General features: G+C 73.0%; 15 protein-coding genes and 1 tRNA gene. 8 read left to right on the top strand and 8 right to left on the bottom strand.

Going from position 1 to position 19,808, the window contains the following annotated elements:
• Positions 1-32: 32 nt before the first annotated feature.
• Positions 33-1,367, bottom strand: coding sequence for an ABC transporter substrate-binding protein (locus ACFV9H_RS00375; protein WP_385391353.1), 1,335 nt, complete (start codon positions 1,365-1,367; stop codon positions 33-35).
• A 358-nt stretch (positions 1,368-1,725) separates the two neighbouring features.
• On the opposite strand from ACFV9H_RS00375, the gene ACFV9H_RS00370 reads away from it, so the two are divergent.
• The 3 genes from ACFV9H_RS00370 (at position 1,726) to ACFV9H_RS00360 (ending at position 4,345) form a co-directional block, all read left to right on the top strand.
• Positions 1,726-2,409 (top strand): hypothetical protein, encoded by a 684-nt coding sequence (locus ACFV9H_RS00370; protein ID WP_385391351.1) that lies wholly within the window; start codon positions 1,726-1,728, stop codon positions 2,407-2,409.
• Between the two features lie 69 nt (positions 2,410-2,478).
• A tRNA-Ser gene (locus tag ACFV9H_RS00365) sits at positions 2,479-2,554 on the top strand.
• 822 nt (positions 2,555-3,376) lie between these two features.
• A complete protein-coding gene (locus ACFV9H_RS00360) occupies positions 3,377-4,345 on the top strand; it encodes a hypothetical protein (RefSeq protein ID WP_385391349.1) in 969 nt (322 codons plus the stop codon).
• Between the two features lie 106 nt (positions 4,346-4,451).
• Here the strand turns inward: ACFV9H_RS00360 and ACFV9H_RS00355 are convergent, their stop codons facing one another.
• On the bottom strand, positions 4,452-5,393 hold the full coding sequence (locus tag ACFV9H_RS00355) for a serine/threonine dehydratase (protein ID WP_385391347.1): 942 nt from the start codon (positions 5,391-5,393) through the stop codon (positions 4,452-4,454).
• 14 nt (positions 5,394-5,407) lie between these two features.
• Positions 5,408-6,058, bottom strand: a complete 651-nt coding sequence (locus tag ACFV9H_RS00350; protein WP_385391346.1) for a TetR/AcrR family transcriptional regulator — start codon at positions 6,056-6,058, stop codon at positions 5,408-5,410.
• 169 nt (positions 6,059-6,227) lie between these two features.
• Here ACFV9H_RS00350 and ACFV9H_RS00345 point away from each other — a divergent pair, with 169 nt between their 5' ends.
• The 4 genes from ACFV9H_RS00345 to ACFV9H_RS00330 all read left to right on the top strand — a co-directional run bounded on the left by ACFV9H_RS00345 (position 6,228) and on the right by ACFV9H_RS00330 (position 13,322).
• Positions 6,228-7,922 carry a ricin-type beta-trefoil lectin domain protein gene (locus tag ACFV9H_RS00345; RefSeq protein WP_385391345.1) on the top strand — a complete coding sequence of 565 codons (1,695 nt, stop codon included), beginning with the start codon at positions 6,228-6,230 and terminating at the stop codon, positions 7,920-7,922.
• A gap of 32 nt (positions 7,923-7,954) precedes the next feature.
• Positions 7,955-10,276 (top strand): alpha-N-acetylglucosaminidase, encoded by a 2,322-nt coding sequence (locus ACFV9H_RS00340; RefSeq protein ID WP_385391343.1) that lies wholly within the window; start codon positions 7,955-7,957, stop codon positions 10,274-10,276.
• Between the two features lie 265 nt (positions 10,277-10,541).
• The gene (locus tag ACFV9H_RS00335) at positions 10,542-12,179 is read left to right on the top strand and encodes a molybdopterin-dependent oxidoreductase (RefSeq protein WP_385391342.1); all 1,638 of its coding nucleotides are present in this window, start codon (positions 10,542-10,544) and stop codon (positions 12,177-12,179) included.
• Between the two features lie 75 nt (positions 12,180-12,254).
• Positions 12,255-13,322, top strand: a complete 1,068-nt coding sequence (locus ACFV9H_RS00330; RefSeq protein ID WP_385391341.1) for an alpha/beta hydrolase — start codon at positions 12,255-12,257, stop codon at positions 13,320-13,322.
• A gap of 104 nt (positions 13,323-13,426) precedes the next feature.
• Here the strand turns inward: ACFV9H_RS00330 and ACFV9H_RS00325 are convergent, their stop codons facing one another.
• Together ACFV9H_RS00325 and ACFV9H_RS00320 are read right to left on the bottom strand one after the other, a co-directional pair.
• The gene (locus ACFV9H_RS00325) at positions 13,427-14,014 is read right to left on the bottom strand and encodes an isochorismatase family protein (RefSeq protein ID WP_385391339.1); all 588 of its coding nucleotides are present in this window, start codon (positions 14,012-14,014) and stop codon (positions 13,427-13,429) included.
• A gap of 65 nt (positions 14,015-14,079) precedes the next feature.
• Complete coding sequence (locus ACFV9H_RS00320; protein WP_385391337.1) at positions 14,080-15,063, bottom strand: GlxA family transcriptional regulator; 984 nt, start codon at positions 15,061-15,063, stop codon at positions 14,080-14,082.
• A 172-nt stretch (positions 15,064-15,235) separates the two neighbouring features.
• Here ACFV9H_RS00320 and ACFV9H_RS00315 point away from each other — a divergent pair, with 172 nt between their 5' ends.
• The gene (locus ACFV9H_RS00315; protein WP_385391335.1) at positions 15,236-15,883 is read left to right on the top strand and encodes a lysophospholipid acyltransferase family protein; all 648 of its coding nucleotides are present in this window, start codon (positions 15,236-15,238) and stop codon (positions 15,881-15,883) included.
• 18 nt (positions 15,884-15,901) lie between these two features.
• Here the strand turns inward: ACFV9H_RS00315 and ACFV9H_RS00310 are convergent, their stop codons facing one another.
• From ACFV9H_RS00310 to ACFV9H_RS00300, 3 genes are all read right to left on the bottom strand, one after another.
• Positions 15,902-17,161 (bottom strand): cytochrome P450, encoded by a 1,260-nt coding sequence (locus ACFV9H_RS00310; protein ID WP_385391334.1) that lies wholly within the window; start codon positions 17,159-17,161, stop codon positions 15,902-15,904.
• 85 nt (positions 17,162-17,246) lie between these two features.
• The gene (locus ACFV9H_RS00305) at positions 17,247-18,548 is read right to left on the bottom strand and encodes a putative Ig domain-containing protein (RefSeq protein WP_385391332.1); all 1,302 of its coding nucleotides are present in this window, start codon (positions 18,546-18,548) and stop codon (positions 17,247-17,249) included.
• An 88-nt stretch (positions 18,549-18,636) separates the two neighbouring features.
• Positions 18,637-19,530: a LysR family transcriptional regulator gene (locus ACFV9H_RS00300; RefSeq protein ID WP_385391331.1), complete on the bottom strand. Its 894-nt coding sequence runs from the start codon at positions 19,528-19,530 to the stop codon at positions 18,637-18,639.
• Between the last annotated feature and the right edge of the window lie 278 nt (positions 19,531-19,808).

The following is a 19,808-nucleotide window of genomic DNA, read 5'->3' as shown; positions in this document are numbered from 1 at the left end:
CCGCGCGGCCGCCTTCTCGTGGCGGCGGGCCCTCACTTCTCGGCCGGGGCGGCGAGGAGCTTGTTGGCCGCCTCCTGCGCCTTCTTCACAGCCGTCCGGGCGTCCTGCTCTCCCTTGATGGCCTTCTGTACCTCGCGTACGACGGCGTCACCGACCTGGCTGGTCCACTGCACGGGGGTGTTGGCGTCGAGTGCGGCGCTCGCCAGTTGCTCGGCGCCGACGGCGCGGGCGAGGCTTTCCGCGTCCTTGCCGTCGCCCCGGTCGGAGAAGTACGGGTCGGCGAGACCCCGGGCGTTGGACGGGTAGATGGTGGCCTTCCTGGAGAACTCCACCTGGTTGGGGCCGTTGGTGACCCACTTGGCGAACTCGGTCGCCGCGTCCAGGTGCTTGGTGTCCTTCCTGATGCCGAGGGACTGGGAGTAGATGCCGATGTGGCCCAGCTTCCCGGTGACCGCTCCCGCGACCCGGGTGTGCGCGTAGACCTGCGGGGCGTTCTGCTTGATGTCCTTGACGAAGCCCGGGGAGCCCGGACCGAAGACGAGCTTGCCGCCGCCGTAGAGCTGGTTGACGTCGTCGGACTTGAGCAGGGACTCCTTGGGCATGGCGCCCTTCGCGTACAGGTCCTTCATCCGCTCCACCCACCCGACCGCCGTGTCGGTGTCGAAGGTGAACCGGTCCTGCTTCTCGCTGAGGATCGGGATGCCCATCTTCTGCCAGTCCCCGGGAAGCCTGCCCTTGGGATCGGCCATGAAGGCGGAGTACCGGCCGCCGGACCGGGCGGCGATCCGCTCGGCGTAGTCGAAGAACTGCTCCACGCTGGTCGGCGGCTTGGCCGGGTCCAGGCCTGCCTTCTCGAAGAGCTCCTGGTTGTACGTGAGGATCTCCGGCGTCACGTACCAGGGGTACGCGTACACGCCGTCGCCCTTGCCGGGGAGCTTGAACTGCTCCCAGGCGCCGGGCACGTACTCCTCGGCGATCTCCCCGTCGAGCTTGGCGATGTCGGCGAGCATGCCCCGGTCGGCGAGGAGCTGGAAGGAGTCGGTGGACAGGTTGACCACGTCGGGAAGGGCTCCGGCCTGGGCGTCCGCGACGAGCTTCTCGTTGTAGCCGTCGCCGGGGACGTCCTCCCACTTGATCTTCACGTCGGGGTGCTTCTGCTCGAATGCCGCGATCACGCCCTGCACGTAGCCCGTGAACACGGGTTTGAGCTGGAGGGTCCGGAAGGTGATCTCGCCGGCCACCCTGCCCGTCTTCTCCGCCTCCTTCACGTCCCCGGCGCCACCGCCCACTCCGCACGCGGCGGTGGAGAAGAGGACGCCGGCCACGAGCGTGGCAACCGCGGTACGGGGGTGGTTCGTACGAGTCATCGTCGCCGCCTTTGCGGAAGTCCGGCCTCGTTGCCGGAGGCGCGCCCACCGTTGTCCGCAGTCGTCACCCCGTCAACGAGGCAGAGGGACCGGTGGCCAGGCGTAGGCAGGTCCCGAAGTGCGCGACGCGGCTGTCCCCAAGCCGGAGGGTCCTCACCCCCACCCCTCCGACCTCGACTAATGCGCATTAGTACGCGGCGCATTGAGCACCTCGCCGATTCGACGCCGCCACCGGCCCACCGTCAGGACTTGACTCTATGTCGACGGTTCGGAGGGCTCGGGCCTCCCCTCCCCGAAGCGGATCTGGTAGCTTGAACGCGTTCAATTGAACGTGTTCAGATCCTCGGAGGGGGCGGCCTTGAGCGCCGGACAGGACATCGATCACCGGGACCAGCCGCTCCACAGGGTTCAGCGGACTCTCGCGGTGTGCGCGGCGCTCGCCGCCGTGCCCATGGTGTGGTGGGAACTGGACGTCGGCATGATGGCCGGGCTGCACCTCTTCATCGCGCCTTTCATCGCGATTCCCCTCATACCTCGCCGCGGGCAGGACTTCGTAATGAGCTGCCGGATCGTGGGGATCTCACTGTTCCCGTTGGGGGTGATCGGGGTCTTCTGGGCCTTGTGGTCGTTCTGGCCCTCGGCGCTCCTCCTCCTGCTGGCCGCGCTCGGTGATCCGCGCAAGAGCCCGGTGGCAGCGTGGGTGTCGGGGATCATCGGCGCCTTGGTGTTCGCGGGAGTCGCGGCGCTCACCGCTTGGTACGCCTGGCACGTCCACGTCGGCCCCGCGCTGGCCCGACCGCACACGTTCCGAACGGAAACCGACACCCGGTGGTTCCACACAACGAGCACGGAAGCCCGGGAGCGGCTGCGACCGTACGGGGCGACCATCCACGGAACGGGCTCGGGCGGGCGCGCCTACCTGCACGTCCGCTTCCCCGACGACCTCTCCGAAGAGCGGCGCGCGCAGTTGAAGGAGCAGATCGCACAGCTCCCCGGCATCCACGGGGCGGTGGAGCTCTGCTCGGTACGCGTCTGCGGCTGACAGGCGGGCGGCCCGCGCCGGGTTCTCACTTGTACGAGCGCTGTTCGGGCATCTAGGTTTCGCGTAGAACGGCGTGTAGCTCAGTAGCCAGAGCACCGACTTGCTCAGTCGGAGGGCGCAGGGGCAGGACCTGCCACGCCGGCCATGGACACGAACGATCCCCTCGCGGACCTGACCCCGAGCGACGCCTTCGCCCACTGCCTCACCGCCGAAGGCCTCGCCTGGCTGCGGTCGTTGCTGGACAGCGGACGGTACGAGGTGCGCGCGCCCGAGGAGACCGCGCTGCTCACCGTGGCCTGGCTGCTGCGCGCCGGGGACTCGACCGGCGCGGCCGAACTCGTCGAGGAACTGCGACGCCACTCCCACGAAGTCCGCTTCGCCCCGAGGCCCGCGGAACTCCCCTCGCCCGGCCCGGACCACGTGCACCGCCGCACCGTCGGCGAGGCCGCCGCCCTGCTCGGCCGCCGGGGGCCCAACGCGGCCGTCGAGGCGCAGCGCGAGGCCCTCACGGTCTGGCGGCCGTACGAGGACGAGCTGCTCGCTCACCGGCTGCGCGACGACGCGAACGGCCCGGAGTGGGATGCCGCCGGTGTCGCGCTGCTGGAGCGGTACCGGGCCCGCGCGGCCGCGCACACCCGCTGCACCAAGCACCTCGACCCCAAGTCGAACGCCTCGATCCTGCGCCGCGCACTGGAAGAGGCCCTCGCGGGCCGGGAGCCCACGCCCCGGGCGGCCGGGCTGCTGCGGCACGCCGTGACCTCGATGGCCGCCAAGCGGGACCGGCCGCATCAGACGGGCCGGCCCGCCCATCACGACCTGGCCGCGGTGGTGCTGCGCCGGCTCTCCGCGCACCCCGTGGACCGGGGACTGCCGGACGTCGGACCGCTCATCGGGCCGGTGACGGCCGAAGAGGCCTTGGAGAGCGGCCTGCCCGTGGGGACCGCGATCCCGCCCTCGGGTGCGCGGGGTGGCGGCCGGCGTCCTCGACGCTCCTGTGGAGGTACTGCTGGAGCGCGGGACGATCCCCTCCGCCGAGGTACTGGCCGAACTGGTGCCACAGCTGATCGCGACCCACCACGCGCGGGGATACACCGACGCGTCCCTGCGCACCCTGGTGGCAGCCGCGTACCGGGCCCCGCGCCGCTTCGTGAGCGTCTGGATCCCGGAGTACCACGTAGCGGTGTCCGAACTGCCCTGGGTCCGCGCGGTCGAGCGGTGGCACCGGCACGAACCGGCGGTCGCGGCCCGCGCAACGCTCACCTGGCTGGCCGAAACGTCCCTGCGGGCCTTCCCCGGCACCGGACTGCCCACCCGTCTCGTGTACGAGCTGTCCCGGCTCGCGGGCCGGGCGGAGCTGCCCACACCGATCCTCTTGGAGCCCTTCGCGGACGACTTCGGCGGGGCGGCCTCTCCCCGCCTGCTCGACGCGGCCCGGAACGCCGCCGAGCTGCTGCGCGGCACCCTGTACGAGCGCTACCACGACATCGACTACGCCGCGGTGCGGGACATGGCGGACACGGACGGCCGCGAGGGCTTCACGCGCCTGTGCGCCGAGCGCGCCGGCCGTCCCCTGCTCGTGCCCCAGCCGGACCACTGGCGGGCGCGCCCGGCGCTGACCGCGGACCCGGCCGTCATCGAACAGGCCCGCATCCTCACCACGTTCAACCTGGCCACTCTGGTCCGCGACGTGGGCCTCGCCCCCGAGCCCGGTTGGGCGGCCCTGGCCAGGGGCGCCTTCACCGCGGCGACCGGCCCGGCGGCCACCGCCAAGCGCTCCGCCCGCGCCTGGCGGCAGTTGCTGTTCCACCTCTCGCTGTGCGACGCCGACGAGCGGACCCTCGTACTCGCCTGGATCGACGTGGAGGCCGCCCGACTCCCTGCGCGCGCCGCCGCCCGGATCGCCCTGCCGCTCGCCCGGCTCCGGCTCGCCGCTTAGCCGGACCTTCGCAGGAGCCGGCCGCCGGCCGCTGTCCTCGAAGGTCTTCGACCGGCGCAACGATCGTCGCTGGGCTGGGACTGGGCTCGGCTCGGAGGCGCGGGGGTCACGCCCCGGAGGTCACCAGGTCCCCGGGGTCGGTGTTGGCCCCGCAGAGGATGACCGCGACCCGCTCCCCCGGCGGCTCGGCGGCGGTCCGCAGCGCCGCCAGGGCGGTGGCCGCGCCCGTCTCGACCACGATCCGGTGCTCCTCCCAGAGGGCGCGCCGGGCCTGCGTGATCGCCGCGTCGGGGACGAGGACCGACCGTACGCCGTCCTCGCGCGCGGCGGCCAGCGCGTCGGCCGAGACCCGGGGGGCCCCGAGGGAGTCGGCCGCGACCGAGTCCACGGCCACGTCGACGGGGCGGCCCGCTTCCAGCGCCGCGTTCAGGGCGCGGCAGTTCTCCGGTTCGGCCGCGAGCACCCGCACGCCGTGCTCGCGGGCGGCGGTGGCCACGCCGGCGAAGAGCCCGCCGCCGCCGACCGCGACGACCACGGTGTCCAGCCCGGGCAGGCCGGCCCGGATCTCGTCGAGCAGGGTCCCGGCGCCGGCCGCGATCAGCGGATGGTCGTAGGCGTGGCTGCTCAGCGCGCCGCTCTCGGCGGCGAACTCCCGGCAGGCCGCCAGCGCTTCGGCGTACCGGTCGCCGACGAGCCGTACCTCGGCCCCGTAACCGCGCAGCCGTTCGACCTTCACGCGCGGCGCGGTGGCCGGCAGGAACACGGTCGCGCGCACGCCCTGCGCACGGGCCGCCCAGGCGCAGGCGAGCCCGGCGTTGCCGCCGGAGGCGATGGTGACGCCGGCGGCCGGGAGGGTGCCGGTCGCCGCGTGCGCGGCGAGGAAGTTGCGGGCGCCGCGGGCCTTGAAGGACCCGGTGTGCTGGAGGTGTTCCAGTGCGTACCAGACGCCTTCGCCGGCGGGGGCCACGGCCACCGGCCGGACGGCGCCGGCGATGCGATCGGCGGCCGCGCGTACGGCGGCGTAGTCGAGCTGCTGCGTCAGTTCCATGGTCGGTCTCCCCATCAGGTGGTGGGCCGGGTGGGCCGGGCGGCTTCGATCAGCTGGCGCAGGGCGCCGTAGTACACCTCGTGGTCGGTGAGCGGGGGCAGTACGTCGGCCACCGCGCCCGCGAGTACCGGGAATTCGGCGGGGTCCAGAGCGGCCAGGGCGGCCCGCGAGGCGGCGGTGGCGGCGGCCGGGTCGCGGTGGTCCACGAAGGCGGCGCTGCCGAGGGTGAGCAGGTACATGCGGCGGTAGACGGTCATCGCCTCGGCGGGGCTCATCCCGGCGGCCACGCTGTCGGCGAGCATCGGTTCCACCAGCCGGGCCAGCAGCCGGCGGCCGAGCCAGGGCCGGCCGCCGCGCAGCACGAGCAGTCCGGGGTGCGCGGTGAGCAGCCGGTACAGCGCTCCGAACCGCTGCTCGGCGGCTTCGGCCCAGTCCGTGCCGGCGGGGATCTCGGGGAGCCGGCCGGCCAGGTGCTCGGTGCAGAGGTCGAGGAGTCCGGCGAGGTCGGAGCAGCGGCGCTGGACGGTGGCGTGGGAGACGTCGAGCCGGTCGGCGAGGGAGCGGAAGCTCAGGTGCTGCGGCCCGTCCTCGTCGAGGATCCGCAGGGCGGCGACGGCGATCGCCTCGGGTGTCGCGCGGTCCAGGGCGGCTGATCTTCTCGGCATGAGATACAGCGTATCGTACGCCGTATCACCAGCCTGATACACCTCCTTCGTGTGACAGCGTTTACGGCCATATTGCTGGTCATCGGGTCATAATCCGCGACTTGCGTTGACAGCGGGTAGCCGCCTCGCTGCACTGGGCGCACGACTGCCCCCACGTCAAGGAGACTCCGTGCCGCCTCGCCTGCGTGCGACGCTCCCCTGCCTGACCGCGGCCGCTCTGTTCGCCCTCGCGTTGTCCCCCGCGCCGTCGTCGGCGGCCGAGCCCGACGCGACCTCGGACACCCCGCTCGCGCTCACCCCGCCGATGGGCTGGAACAACTGGGCGCACTACATGTGCGACATCGACGAGGCCAAGGTGGTCGCGAACGCCGATGCCCTGGTGTCCTCCGGGCTCGCCGCCAAGGGCTACGACACGGTGACCGTCGACGACTGCTGGATGACCAAGAGCCGCGACGAGAAGGGCGCCCTGGTCGTCGACACGCAGAAGTTCCCGCACGGCATGGCCTGGCTCGGCGAACACCTGCACGCCAAGGGCCTGAAGTTCGGCATCTACCAGGACGCCGGCTCGCTGACGTGTGAGAAGTACCCCGGCAGCGGCGCCCCCGAAGGCGGCGGCGCGGACCACTACGCCCAGGACGCGCGCCAGTTCGCCTCCTGGAAAGTCGACTACGTCAAGATGGACGGCTGCAACCTCTGGGTGCCGGAAGGGAAGACGAAGGAGCAGGCCTACCGGGACGCGTACAACGCGGTCGCGAAGGCCCTGCGCGCCAGCGGCCGGGACATGGTCCTCTCCGCCTCCGCGCCCGCCTACTTCCAGCAGGGCGAATGGGGCGGACCGGACTGGCACAAGGTGCTCGGCTGGGTCGGCGAGACGGGCCAACTGTGGCGCGAGGGCCGGGACATCAAGGTCTACAAACCGGCCGCGCCCACCACCTCCCGCTGGAGCTCGGTGATGGGCAACTACGGCTACAACCGCTGGCTGGGCCGGTACGCGGGCCCGGGCAACTGGAACGACCCGGACTTCCTGATCGCGGGCGCCCCCGGCCTCACCGCGGCCGAGAGCCGCAGCCAGGTCGCCCTCTGGGCGATGATGGCGGCGCCGTTCATCCTGAGCTCGGACGTCTCCCGGCTGACCCCCGAGGGGCTGGCCGCCCTCGGCAACACCCGGATGATCGATCTGGACCAGGACCCGATGGGCCGTCAGGGCGCGGTGGTCTCCTCCAACTCCACCTTCGAGATCCTGGTCCGGCCCCTCGCGAACGGCGACCGGGCGGTGGCCGTGCTCAACCGATCGGCGGCCACCCGGAACATCGCCGTGCCGCTCGAAGAGCTCGGGCTGCCCGCCTGCTCGGTCGACGCGCAGGACCTGTGGAGCGGGCAACGCCGCGAGGTCACGGACACGTTGACCGGGAAGGTGGCCGGGCACGACACCGGGGTCTGGCGGCTCACCCCGCAGCGCTGCGCCGACGCCGTGCCGACCGGGCAGATCGTGGGTGACGGCGCGAAGTGCGCCGACGGGGCCAACACCACGGGCGTCGGCGCGGTCGTGTTGGCCGCCTGTAGCGGGGCCCCCGACCAGCGGTGGGTCCTCGGTGAGGAAGGGAGCCTGCGCATGGCCGAGCAGTGCCTGTCGGCGGGCGCGGACGGCCTGGTGGAGCTGGTGGACTGCGCGCCTCCGCAGGCACAGCAGCCGACCGGCCAGAGCTGGTCGCACCGCCGCGACGGCGCCCTCCTGGACGAGGCGAGCGGTATGTGCCTGACGGCTCCGGCCCCTGTCGCCACCCCGGACAGCCCTGCCGAGCGGCTGCGCCTGACCCCCTGCGGCGACCACCGGGTCGACCAGGCCTGGTCCCTGCCGGTCTGACCACGTCCCCCAGCGAACGGATGAGCCACCCGATGCCACGAAGCGGGCGCCACCGCCTGCCCGTCCCCCGCCCGGTCGCCCTCGCCGCCCTGCCCGCGGCGCTGCTGGCCCTGCTCTGCGCGGCTCCCGCGCCCGGGGCCACCGCTCCGGGCGCGGGTTCGGCCGCACGTGCCGACGTAACCAAGGACGCACGGAGCGACGTACGAGCCGACGCGCGTCCGGGAGCTCCGGCGGCGCGGGCCTTCGACGTGGCGCCCGCGCGGGCCTCCCTGGAGCGGCTGCTGCCGCGGCACGCCGCGCAGTTCACGCTCGTGGCCGACGCCGGCGCGGCCGCCGACACCTTCACGGTCTCCGGGACCGCCGGCGCCGTCACGGTGCGCGGCAGCACCGGGGCCACCCTGCTGACCGGGGTCGGGTGGTACCTCCAGCACGTCGCGGGGGCCGACATCGGGTGGCCCGGCGACAGCATCGGGATGCTGCCCGCCGAGCTGCCCGCCGTCCCCGCGCCGGTCACCCGCAGCGCGCTCGTACCGCACCGGTACGCGCTCAACGACACCGACGACGGGTACTCCGGCCCGTACCGCTCCTTCGAGGAGCACCAGCGGCAGATCGACCTGCTCGCCCTGCACGGGGTCAACGAGGTGTTCGTGCAGGTCGGCGCCGAGTACCCGTACTACCGGGCGCTTCAGGACTTCGGCTACTCGGCCGAGGAGCTGCGCCGGTGGATCCCCGGGCCCGGTCACCAGAGCTGGTGGCTGCTGCAGAACCTCAGCGGTTTCGGCGGGCCCGTCTCGGAGCGGCTGATCCGGGAGCGCGCCGCGCTGGGCGGCAGGCTCGCCGAGCAGCTGCGCGCGCTCGGCATGACCCCGGTGCTGCCCGGCTACTTCGGCACCGTGCCGCCGGAGTTCGCCGCCCGCAATCCGGGCGCGGTCACGGTGGCGCAGGGCGACTGGGCCGGCTTCGACCGACCCGATTGGCTGGACCCGGCCTCGCCCGTTTTCGGGAAGCTCGCCGCCTCCTACTACGAGGCTCAGCGCTCGGTGTTCGGGGACAGCACGATGTACCGGATGAGCCCGCTGCACGAGGGCGGTCAGACGGGGAACGTGGACGTGAAGGCGGCGGCGGGCGCCATCCAGCGGGCCCTGCACGCGGCCCGTCCGGGCGCCCTGTGGGCGGTGCTGGGCTGGCAGGACGATCCGACCGCGGAGCTGCTCGCCGGGGTGGACACCTCGAAGCTGCTGATCCTGGACGGGCTGTCGGACCGGTACAACCGTCTGGACCGCGAGACCCGTTGGGGCGGAGTCCCGTACGCGATGGGCTCCATCTACAACTTCGGGGGCCACACCACGATCGGCGCCAACACCTCGGTGTGGATCGACCGGTTCGGCGCCTGGCGGGCGAAGGGCGACAGCGCGCTGACCGGGATCGCCTACATCCCGGAGGCCACCGGCACCAATCCGGCGGCCTTCGACCTCTTCACCGACCTGGCCTGGGAGCCCGGGCCGGTCGACCAGCGGCGCTGGTTCGCCGACTTCGCCTCCCGCCGCTACGGTCGGCCCGACGCGGCGGCGACCGCGGCCTGGGAGGAGCTCCGCAAGGGGCCGTACAGCACCTCCTCGGGCCTGTGGTCGGAGTCGCAGGACAGCCTGTTCACCGCCCGGCCCTCGCTGAGTGCGGTGGGCACGGCGTACTGGAGCCCCAGGTCGATGCGCTATCCGGCCGATTCGGTCCGTCGGGCCCTGGATCACCTGCTCAGGGTGGACCCGTCGCTGCGCGGTTCCAGCGCCTACCGGTTCGACCTCGTGGACACCGCCCGGCAGGCCCTCGCCAACCACTCGCGGGTGCTGCTGCCGAAGATCAAGGCGGCGTACGAGGCGAAGGACCTGCGGCGCTTCCGCGATCTGACCGCCCAATGGGCCGACGGGGAACGCAGGTTGGACGCGCTCGTCGGCTCGGACCCGAACTTCCTGCTCGGCGACTGGCTCGGCAAGGCCCGGTCCTGGGGCGCCGACGATGCCGAGCGGGACCGCTACGAGTACGACGCGCGCTCGATCCTCAGCGTGTGGGGCCGCCGCAGCACGAGCGAGGGCGGCTTCCTGCACGACTACGCGAACCGCGAATGGAGCGGCCTGGTCTCGGAGTTGTACGCCGGCCGGTGGAAGCTCTACTTCGACTCGCTGGAGGAGGCGCTGCTGCGGCAGGCCGCGCCACGGGAGATCGACTGGCACGCGTACGAGGAGGAGTGGGCCCGGCGCACCACCCGGCACCCGGCCCGGCCGAGCGGGGACCCGTACGAGCTGGCGGCCGGGATCGCCGCCGCCCTGCCGGCGCCGGCCGCACCGGCCTCGAACTGACCACCCTCCCGGGGGAATCCCGCTACCCGTCCGGGGTACAGGACGGTCGGGGCTCCGCCGCGCCGGACGGACCCGGAAATGATCAGGGGCATGACCGAGACCGCACAGCAGCCCCCGGCGGCTCCGGAGCCGCCCGCCCTCGACCGGTCAGGCCCCTGCCCATGGCCCCACGGGGTGGTGGAGCTGCGGAAACGCCGGGAAGTGGGACCCTGGCAGCCGGCCGCCGCCGAGGACCGCCCGGCGGCCCGTCGGAAGGCGACACCGGATGAACCCAGTGGACCAAGGGGACCGAGGGAACGAAGGGAACCGCGGGAACCGCTCGACAGCGGGCCCTAGACGTGGCCGGCCGCCGCTGCTCGGGGCCGCCGGCGGGCTGGTGGCGGCCTTCGCGGGGCTGGCGGCCGCCGAGTTGGCCGCGGCGGCGGTCCGGCCCGAGGCCGCCCCGGTCACGGCCGTCGGCGGGGCGCTGGTCGACCTCACGCCGCAGGCCGTCCGGGAGTGGGCGATCCGGCTGTTCGGCACCGCCGACAAGACGGTGTTGGCGCTCGGCATCGTCGTCGTGCTGGCCGCGGTGGCCGTCGGGGCCGGGATGCTCGCCCTGCGGCGCCTGCCCGCCGGGATCGCGGTCACGGGCGGTGTCGGGCTGCTCGGCGCGGCGGCCGCACTCAGCCGTCCCGAGGCCTCCTGGAAGGACGCGCTGCCTTCACTGGTGGGCGCACTGGTCTCGGCCGCGGTGCTGTACCTGCTGATCACGGCCGCGACCCGGCCGCGACCGGCCGGGACCCCGCCCGCCGGGACCTGGGCGATGGACCGGCGAGGCTTCGGCCGGCTGGCCGCGGCGGTCGTGGCGCTCTCGGCCGGGGCCGGGTACGCGGGACGCCGGCTGGGCGCGCACGGCTCGGCGGGGGCGACGGCGTCCCGGGCCGAGTTCGTCCTGCCGCGGCCGACCGTGCCGGCGCCGCCCGTCCCCGCGGGCGCGGAGCTGCACGTGCCCGGGCTCTCCCCCTTCCTCACCCCCAACCGGGACTTCTACCGCGTGGACACCGCGCTGGTCGTGCCGCGCGTGGACGCGGACACCTGGCGGCTGACCGTCCATGGTGAGGGGGTCACCCACCCCCTCACCCTCGATCTGCGGGAGCTGCTGAGCCGACCGGTCGTCGAGCACGACATCACCCTCACCTGCGTGTCCAACGAGGTCGGGGGCCCGTACGCGGGAAACGCCCGGTGGATCGGCGTACGCCTGGGAGACCTGCTCCGCGAGGCGGGCGTCCGGCCGCCCTCGCAGGGCGGTCCGGCGGACCAGTTGGTGGCCCGTTCGGTGGACGGCATGACGATCGGCACCCCCGTGGAGGCGGTGATGGACGGCCGGGCGGCGCTGCTCGCCGTCGGGATGAACGGCGAACCGCTGCCGTTCGCACACGGGTTCCCGGTCCGGATGGTCGTACCGGGCCTGTACGGGTACGTCTCCGCCTGCAAATGGCTGACCGAGCTGCGCCTGACCACCTTCGCCGCGTACGACGCCTACTGGGTGCGCCGGTCGTGGGCGCAGCAGGCCCCGGTCAAGACGCAGTCGCGGATCGACACCCCGCGTTCGAACGCCGAGGTGCGGGCGGGCCGGGTGGCGGTCGCCGGGGTGGCGTGGGCGCAGCACCGCGGGATCGAGCGGGTGGAAGTACGGGTGGACGGCGGCGCATGGCAGCAGGCGCGGCTCGGGGCTGCGGACGGCATCGACACCTGGCGCCAGTGGGTGTGGCCGTGGGAGGCGACTCCGGGCCGGCACACCCTGGAGGTCCGGGCGACGGACGGCGCGGGCGCCGTCCAGACGGGTGCGCGCGCGGGGACCGTGCCCGACGGGGCGACCGGATGGCACGCGGTGGAGGTGAGCGTCCGCGCCCTGAGCTGATGCGCCGGTACATTGACGAGACAGTCCGGACATTAGTTGACATTTCACCCCCTATGACAGTCGGGAGCCGGGGCCGTGGAGCTGACCAGTACGGCGTTCCTCGTCACGCTGATCGTCGTGACCGTGCTGGCCGTGCTCGCCGCGCTGCTCCTGTGGAACCGGATCCCCGGACCGGGCTGGGTGCGGTGGCCGGCCCGACTGGTGATGATCGGGCTGTGCCAGTTGACCGCCATCTGCGTGGTGGCCACCTGGATCAACGGCAGCTACGGGCTCTACTCCTCCTGGGACGACCTGCTGGGCACCGACGCGGGGCAGGACCCCGGCGCGATGACCGGCGCGCCGGTGGGTCGGGCCAGGTTCACGCAGGCCGGGGACGGTACCCAGAGCACCTACTTCCGGGGCACGCACTCGAGGCTCGCCGGCCAGGTCACCGTGTGGACTCCCCCGGAGTACGGCACCCCGGGCGCGGACCGGACCCGTTTCCCCGTGCTGATGCTGTTGCACGGCTACCCGGGCACGCCCCGTACGTGGATCGACCTCGGGGACATGCCGGGCGCACTCGAGGAGCTGGTGGAACTGGGGGTGGCGCACCCGTTCATCGTGGTGATCCCGGAGATCTACCCGGGCGGGGTGAACACCGACTGCAGCAACACCCCGGAGCGCAAGATCGCCGACTGGCTGGCCCAGGACGTGCCGGAGCTGGTCGGGCGGAACTTCCGCACGCTGCCCGCCCCGGGCGGATGGGGCCTGATGGGCGTCTCCACCGGGGCGTTCTGCGCGGCCAAGCTGCCGCTCCAGTACCCGAAGGCCTTCCGGGCGGGGGCGGCTCTGGATCCGGACCCGCTGACGGGCGACCCGGAGGTGCTGTCGGACCCCGTGCTGCGCGAACGCAACAGCCCGATGTGGCTGGTCGAGCACACGAAGAAGCCGGACGTCGGGCTGTTCCTGGCCACCTCCGCCCAGGACAAGGACAGCCCGCCGCAACAGCTGGCGGCCTTCGCCAAGGCCGCGGCGGGCAGCGGGGTCCGGGTCAAGACCCTCGTCCGACCGGCCGGCGGGCACAACTTCCAGACCTGGACCGGGATGTACCCGGACGCCCTGGGCTGGCTGAGCACGGAGCTCACCCCGCCGAAGGGCCCCTAGGAGGCCGCCCGCTGTCACATTCCGAGGGGCCGCCCGGTCTGAACGGGCGTACCCGACAGCCGCGCGGACCGGGGCACCGTCGGGACACGGATGCGGGCACAGCACTAGGCGATGAGGTCGTCGACGGTGGGGGCGATGACGCCGAACACGTCGCCGATGGTGGTCAGGGCGGCGGCCTGGAGGGTGGCGGCGGGCAGGACCGTGCCGTCGGGGGCGGCCAACGGCCGGGTGGCGGTGGCCTCGGCGACGACGGTGGGGCGGTAGCCCCGGTAGAACGCGCCCTCGGCGGTGAAGGTGACGCACATGTGGGTCATGAAGCCGGCCAGCACCAGGTCCTTGCCCGCGCCCAGGTCGCGCAGGGTCTTCTCCAGCTCGGTTTCGTGGAAGCCGTTGGGGACCTGCTTGACCACGACCGGTTCGCCTTCCACGGGGGCGACTTCGGCGCTGATGGCACCGAGCTCGGAGTGGATGTCGTAGCCCGCGTCCACGACGTGGATGACGGAGACACCCGCGGCGCGGGCGGCGGCCAGCAGCCGGGCCGCGGCCGCCAGGGCCTGCTCGGCGCCCTCCAGGGCCATGACTCCGGAGCGGTAGGTGTTCTGGAAGTCGATCAGGACGAGGGTGGTGTCGGCGAGGCGCGGCAGCTGGTTGTCGAGGCCGATCACGTCGCGCAGGGTGGTGGAAGCGGGCATGGCGAAGCACTCCTTGTTCGGGAAGCGGGAAAGGTTCTGAAAGGGCGTTCGGCTGTGAGGAAGATTCAGCCGACGGTGCGGAAACGGCGGCGGTAGGCCGCCGGAGTGGTGCCGATCTGCTTGCGCAGCGCTCGGTGGAGGGTTTCCACCGAGCCGAGTCCGCAGCCGGCGGCGACCTCGTCCAACGGCTGGTCGGTGTGCTCCAGCAGACGGCGGGCGGCCTCCACCCGGGCGGCCTCGACGTAGGCGGCGGGTGTGGTGCCGGTCTCCTGGCGGAACACCCGGGCGAAGTGGCGTTCGCTCAGGCACATCCGCGCCGCGAGGGACGCCGCGGACAGATCGCCGTCCAGGTGGTCGGCGATGAACATGCGCAGTTCGTCGATGTCCCGGCGGGAGGCGGCGGGTTGGCTGAGCGGGACCGAGAACTGGCTCTGGCCGCCCTGCCGCTTGAGGTACATCACGAGCTGCCGGGCCACGGTCAGGGCCACCTCCTCACCAAGGTCCTCGGCCACCAACGCCAGGGCGAGGTCCATGCAGGCGCTGATCCCGGCCCCGGTCCACACGTTCCCGGACCGGACGAAGATCGGGTCGGGGTCCACCGTGACCGCCGGGTGGTCCGCCGCCAGCTGTGCTGCGGTGGACCAGTGGGTGGTGGCCGTCCTGCCGTCCAGCAGGCCGGCCGCGGCCAGCAGGTGCGCTCCCACGCACACCGACGCCACCCGCCGGGCCAGCGGCGCGGTCGTCTTCAGCCACGCCACCACCTCCGGGTCGATCCGGGCGACCGGCCCGCCGGGACGCAGGTCCACCGCACCGGGCACCAGGAGCGTGTCCAGTACGCCGTCGACCTCGGCGAACGACAGGTCCGCGACCAGCCGCACCCCCGCCGAGGTGGTGACGGTTCCGGGCGCGGGCGCCGCGAGCTGCACCCGGTACCCCGCCCGGCCGCCGGTCTCCCGGTTGGCGAGGGAGAACACCTCGGCCGGACCGGTGACATCGAGGAGGTCGACATCGGGGAAGACCGCGATGACGACGCGGCGGTTGGTGGACATGCGCCCATCGTCACAGCCGTACCCGGTGGCCGCAATGACAGGCTTCTGTCACATCCGGACACAGGTGTCGGGTGCGTCAGGTCCCCAGTCGGGGTGAGTACGGCGACTCATGCCGGGCCGTCCCCTCCGCCGCCACGCTGAGGACACGAAGGCCAGACACCCCGGAGGTACCGTGATCAGCTCCATCGCAGCCGTCCTTGCGCCCGTGTTCGGCCGGATGTCCGTCACGGCGGACGCGGCGGCGGGCCCCGTCGCGGACGGGACCATCCTGGTCGCGAACCACACCAGCCTGGCCGACCCGGTCGTCGTGGTCGCCGCGCTGCGCCGGCTCGGCGTCGAGCCGGTGGTCATGGCCGCGGCCGGGCTGTGGCGGGTCCCGGTGCTCGGGGGCGCACTCGCCCGCGAAGGGCACATCCCGGTCCGCCGGGGAACGGCTCGTGCGGCGGAGGCCCTCGACGCCGCCGCCGAGGCACTGGCGGCGGGGCGGTGCGTGCTGATCTACGGAGAGGGCGGGATTCCCGCCCGCCGGGACTCCGGGGAGCGCGCACCCCTGCCCTTCCGCAGCGGTCCGGCCCGCCTGGCCCGGACGACGGGCGCGCCCGTCCGCCCGGTCGGCCAGGCGGGCGCCCGGCGCATCAGCTCCGGGACGGCCACCAAGCAGATCGCCGGAGCCGTTACGGCCCCGGTCCGCCGGCCGCGCCTGCACGTGCACGTCGGCGCGCCCGTGTTCCTGCCCGAGCACGTCGCGGAGGCGACGGCCGTGGCCCACGGTGCGGTCACCGCGGCATGGCGTACCGCGGTGACCGGCCTCGCCGCGTGAGCCTTTCCGGTCACAGCACTAGCCGCGCACCAGGCGGACCGGCAGTGACGTGACGTTGTTGCTGATGAAGCTGCGCTGGTACGGGAGTTCCGCCTCGGGGACCGCGAGGTCGAGGCCGGGGAAGCGGGTGAAGAGCCGCTCCAGGGCGATGGTCGCCTCCAGTCGGGCCAGCGGCGCGCCCATGCAGTAGTGGGCCCCGTGGCCGAAGGAGAGGTGGCGGGCGGCCGTGGGGCGGGTGATGTCGAAGCGGTCGGCGTCCGGGCCGTGGAAGGTCTCGTCGCGGCCGGCCGCGGTGTACCCGGCGAGCACGGGTGTGCCCTGCGGGATCACGGTGCCGTCCACGGTCAGGTCACGGGTGGGGTAGCGGAACGGGAACCAGCTGACCGGGCCGTCCCAGCGCAGGGTCTCGTCCACCACGTCCGACCAGGTCGCCTTTCCCTCCAGGACGAGGGCGAGCTGATCGCGGTGGGCGCACAGGGCTCGGACGGCGTTGACGACCAGATTGAGGGTGGTTTCGTGGCCGGCGACGAGCATCAGCCGCATGGTGCCGATGAGTTCGACCTCGCTGAGCCGGTCGCCGTCGCCCTCGCGGACTGCGATGAGGGCACTGGTGAGGTCCTCGCCCGGCTTCTCCCGCCGGGCGGCGGCGATCGTGGCCATCAGGGCGACGAGTTCCTGGAGGGCGGCCATCTTCTCGGCCGGGGTGATGTCGGTCGCGATGATCACCGTGTTGGTGAGGTGGTGCAACCGGCCCCGGTGCTCGGGGTCCACGCCGAGCAGCTCGCATATGACGTTCATGGGCAGCGGGAGCGCGAAGTGCGCGTACAGGTCGGCGACCCCGTCGGGGGACTCGTCCGCGGCCCGGTCGAGGTCGTCGAGGAGCTCGGCGGTCAGCTCCTCGACGCGCGGCCGCAGTTGCTCCACCTGGCGGGCCGTGAAGGCCTTGCCGACCAGCGAGCGGAGTCGGCGGTGGTCGGCGTCGTCGGCGGTGTGCATGCCCTGGGCGTTGGCGAAGACGCGCAGCGGCCAGTCCGCGGGGATGGTGCCGTCGTGCAGGGCGGGGAAGTGCCGGGCGCCCTTGGCCACGTCGGGGTGGGCGAGGAACTCCTTCAGCGCCTCGTGCCCCAGGACGACCGCGCCGGGCACCCCGCCGGGGAGCACGACCTCCGCTGCGCCGCCCCGCTCGGCGCGCAGCCGGGCGTTGAGTGCGTGCGGGCAGCCACCGGCGGGGTCGATGACGTGCGGGGCGGGCGGGACCGGTGAAATGTGGGACGACAAGCCGACTCTCCTGACCTGATGAACGAAACTCGGTCAACAGTGCGGCTTCCTCGGCATGTTGTACAAGTCCCGCCCTGGGAGCGTCTCAGAACCAGTTCACGGTCAGCGCGAAGGACGTGCCCGCGGCGGCCCCGGTGGAGTCGGTCGCGGTGGCGGTGACCGTGACGGTGCCGCTCGCCCAGGGCTTGCCGGTGATGCGCCCGGAGCCGGCGTCAAGGGTCAGCCCCCAGGGCAGGCCGCTCGCCGCGTACTTGACGGGCGCCTTGCCGCCGGTGGTGGCTAGCTGGATGGTGCAGGACTGGTTGAACTTGCAGGTCTGCGGGCCGGGGTTGGTGAACCTCAGGCCACCCGGGGTGGAGGTGGGGGTAGGGGTGGGTGTCGGCGTGGGTGTGGGCGTCGGGGTGGGGCTGGGCGTCGGGGTGGGAGTCGGCGTCGGGGTCGGGGTGGGAGTCGGGGTCGTGCCGCAGCCCGGCGTGGCCTCCGGCGGCAGCGGGACCCGCCAGATCTGGGTGTCGTTCTCCGAGCCGACCAGCAGGTTGGCGCAGTCGGCGTACGTCACCGTCTCCCCCTGCGATTGGGCCGGCAGGGCGACGTCCGCGAGCTTGATCCCCGCGGCGTCGTACACGGTCGCGGTGTTGGCGCCGACCGGCCCGCCGCTGCGCAGGGTGTACGAGGCCCCCGTCGGCGAGTAGGCGCCGTCCGTGGCGAACACCGGGCCGGGCCGGACCGCCGTGAGCGTGTTGACCTGTCCGGTCACGGGTGGCAGCGGGGCCTGGTACAACTGGCCCGGCGCGCCGATGATCTTGCTCGCGATGTGGATCCGACCGGTGAGGGGGTCGGCGAGCAGGGATTCGGCGTCGTGCTTGCCGTCCGCGTAGGCGAAGCGGTAGGTCACGGGCGTCACGGTGGCACTGGCGAGCTGGTCGGGTTCGGCGAAGGAGTGCACGGTGATCTCGGCGCGGCCGCTGAAGTTGTCGCCGATGTCGCCGACCAGGATGGCGGGGCCGCCCGTGGCGTCCTTGCCGATCGCCAGCCCCTCCCAGTCGGTGTTGCCGACCCCCGAGACCGTGAAGGTGGCCGCGAGCCGGCCGGTGGCGGTGGTGCAGTCGATGGCGAAGACCTGGTTGGTGTTGCCGCTGTCGTTGACCACGTAGATAACGCCCGGGTGTTTGCGGCTCATGGCGAGGCCGCTCTGTTCGGCCAGGCCACCCGGGAGGGTGCACTTCTTCTCCGGCGCCAGGGCCTCGGCGGCGGCCGCCGTGGCGGGCGGGCTCCCCGGGGAGGCGGTGGCGCTGGTCATCCAGGCGACGGCGGGCAGGATCGTGGCGAGGGCCGCGGTCGCGAGGGCGGCGGCCCGGTGGGGTGTCGACGTGAGGAGTCGGGACATGCACACAATGTGACGGGCCATCAGTTGGTGGTACAGGCCAAATCCCCTCCCGTTTGAGCATCGTTCAATGCCGCGGCGGCATGTCTTCTCAGCGCACCGGTTCCCGCACCGGCGCCTTGTGCCCGGCGTGCGCGATGAAGGCGCGGGCGGCCCGGCTCAGCGGCCGGCGGGCATGCGCGATGCCCACGGGGCGCAGCAGGGGCGGTGTGAAGGAGCGGATTTCGGCGCGGCTCCCGAAGGCTCTTAAGACCACGTCCCGGTACCAGATCAGGGACCCGCGGCCGTCGGTCACTCCCGTCACCCAGGCGAGACGCTCGTCGACCTCCAGACTGGGCACCGGCCGCACCCCGAGGCAGCTGAACATGGCCTCCATCTCGGTGCGCCGGCCCGTCCCCGGGGTGGGCAGCACCATCGGCAGTCCGTCGAGCATGCGGAACGGCAGCGGGTCGGGCAGCCGGGAGCCGATCGGCGATATCAGCACCACCTCGCGCTCCTGGATGAAGTGGGTGGAGAGTTCCTTGTCGACGGGCAGGTCGACGAGCGCCAATTCGGAGCGCCCCTGGTTCAGCTCCTCGACCAGCGCTTCCCGGCTGTCGTGCTGCTGGAGCCGCACGTCGACGGTCGGATGCCGCTCGTTGAAGGCGGCGATCAGACCGGTGGCCAGGTCGAGGGCGAGGGTGGGCGTGGTGACGACGGTCAGCGCGGCCCGGGCGTCCTTGCCGTGCGGGGTCCCTATGTCGTCTATGGCCTCCACCGCGTTGAGCACGGTACGGGCCAGCCGGACGACCCTGGCCCCCTCCGGCGTGAGGTCCACCCCCCTTCCCCGGCGTGCGAGCAGTTCGACGCCCAGATCTCGTTCCATGGCCTGGACGGCCCGGGACAGGGCGGATTGGGCGACGAAGACCGAGGCGGCCGCGCCGGTGATGGACCGACAGTCGGCGACGGCGACCAGGTAGCGGAGCTGCGCGAGTGTGGGGGTCATGACCGGACGGTAACCGCGTGGGGCTGTACCTGTAAGGGTTCGTCGGGTGAACAACTGACCGGCTCCGGCGTGGCGTTCATGCCGGGTTCGGCGATAGGCATGCCGGGGCGGCATGCGAGCGGGACTGTGCCACGAGGGCACGCGCGCCGGGGTCGGACCGGACTCTGCGGGCATCGCCCCAGGCCACGGCCTCGGCGGGGCCGCGACGGGGGTCCGCACACGGTGCGCGCCGGGCCCTGCGCTCATACCGATGGCGCGAAGCATCGCATTCCGCATGA

This window comes from Streptomyces sp. NPDC059874 (genome assembly GCF_042731135.1).
In the GTDB taxonomy this organism is placed as follows: domain Bacteria; phylum Actinomycetota; class Actinomycetes; order Streptomycetales; family Streptomycetaceae; genus Streptomyces.
Note: the sequence above shows the minus strand (reverse complement) of the source record. Positions and strands in the feature narration are given on the sequence as shown.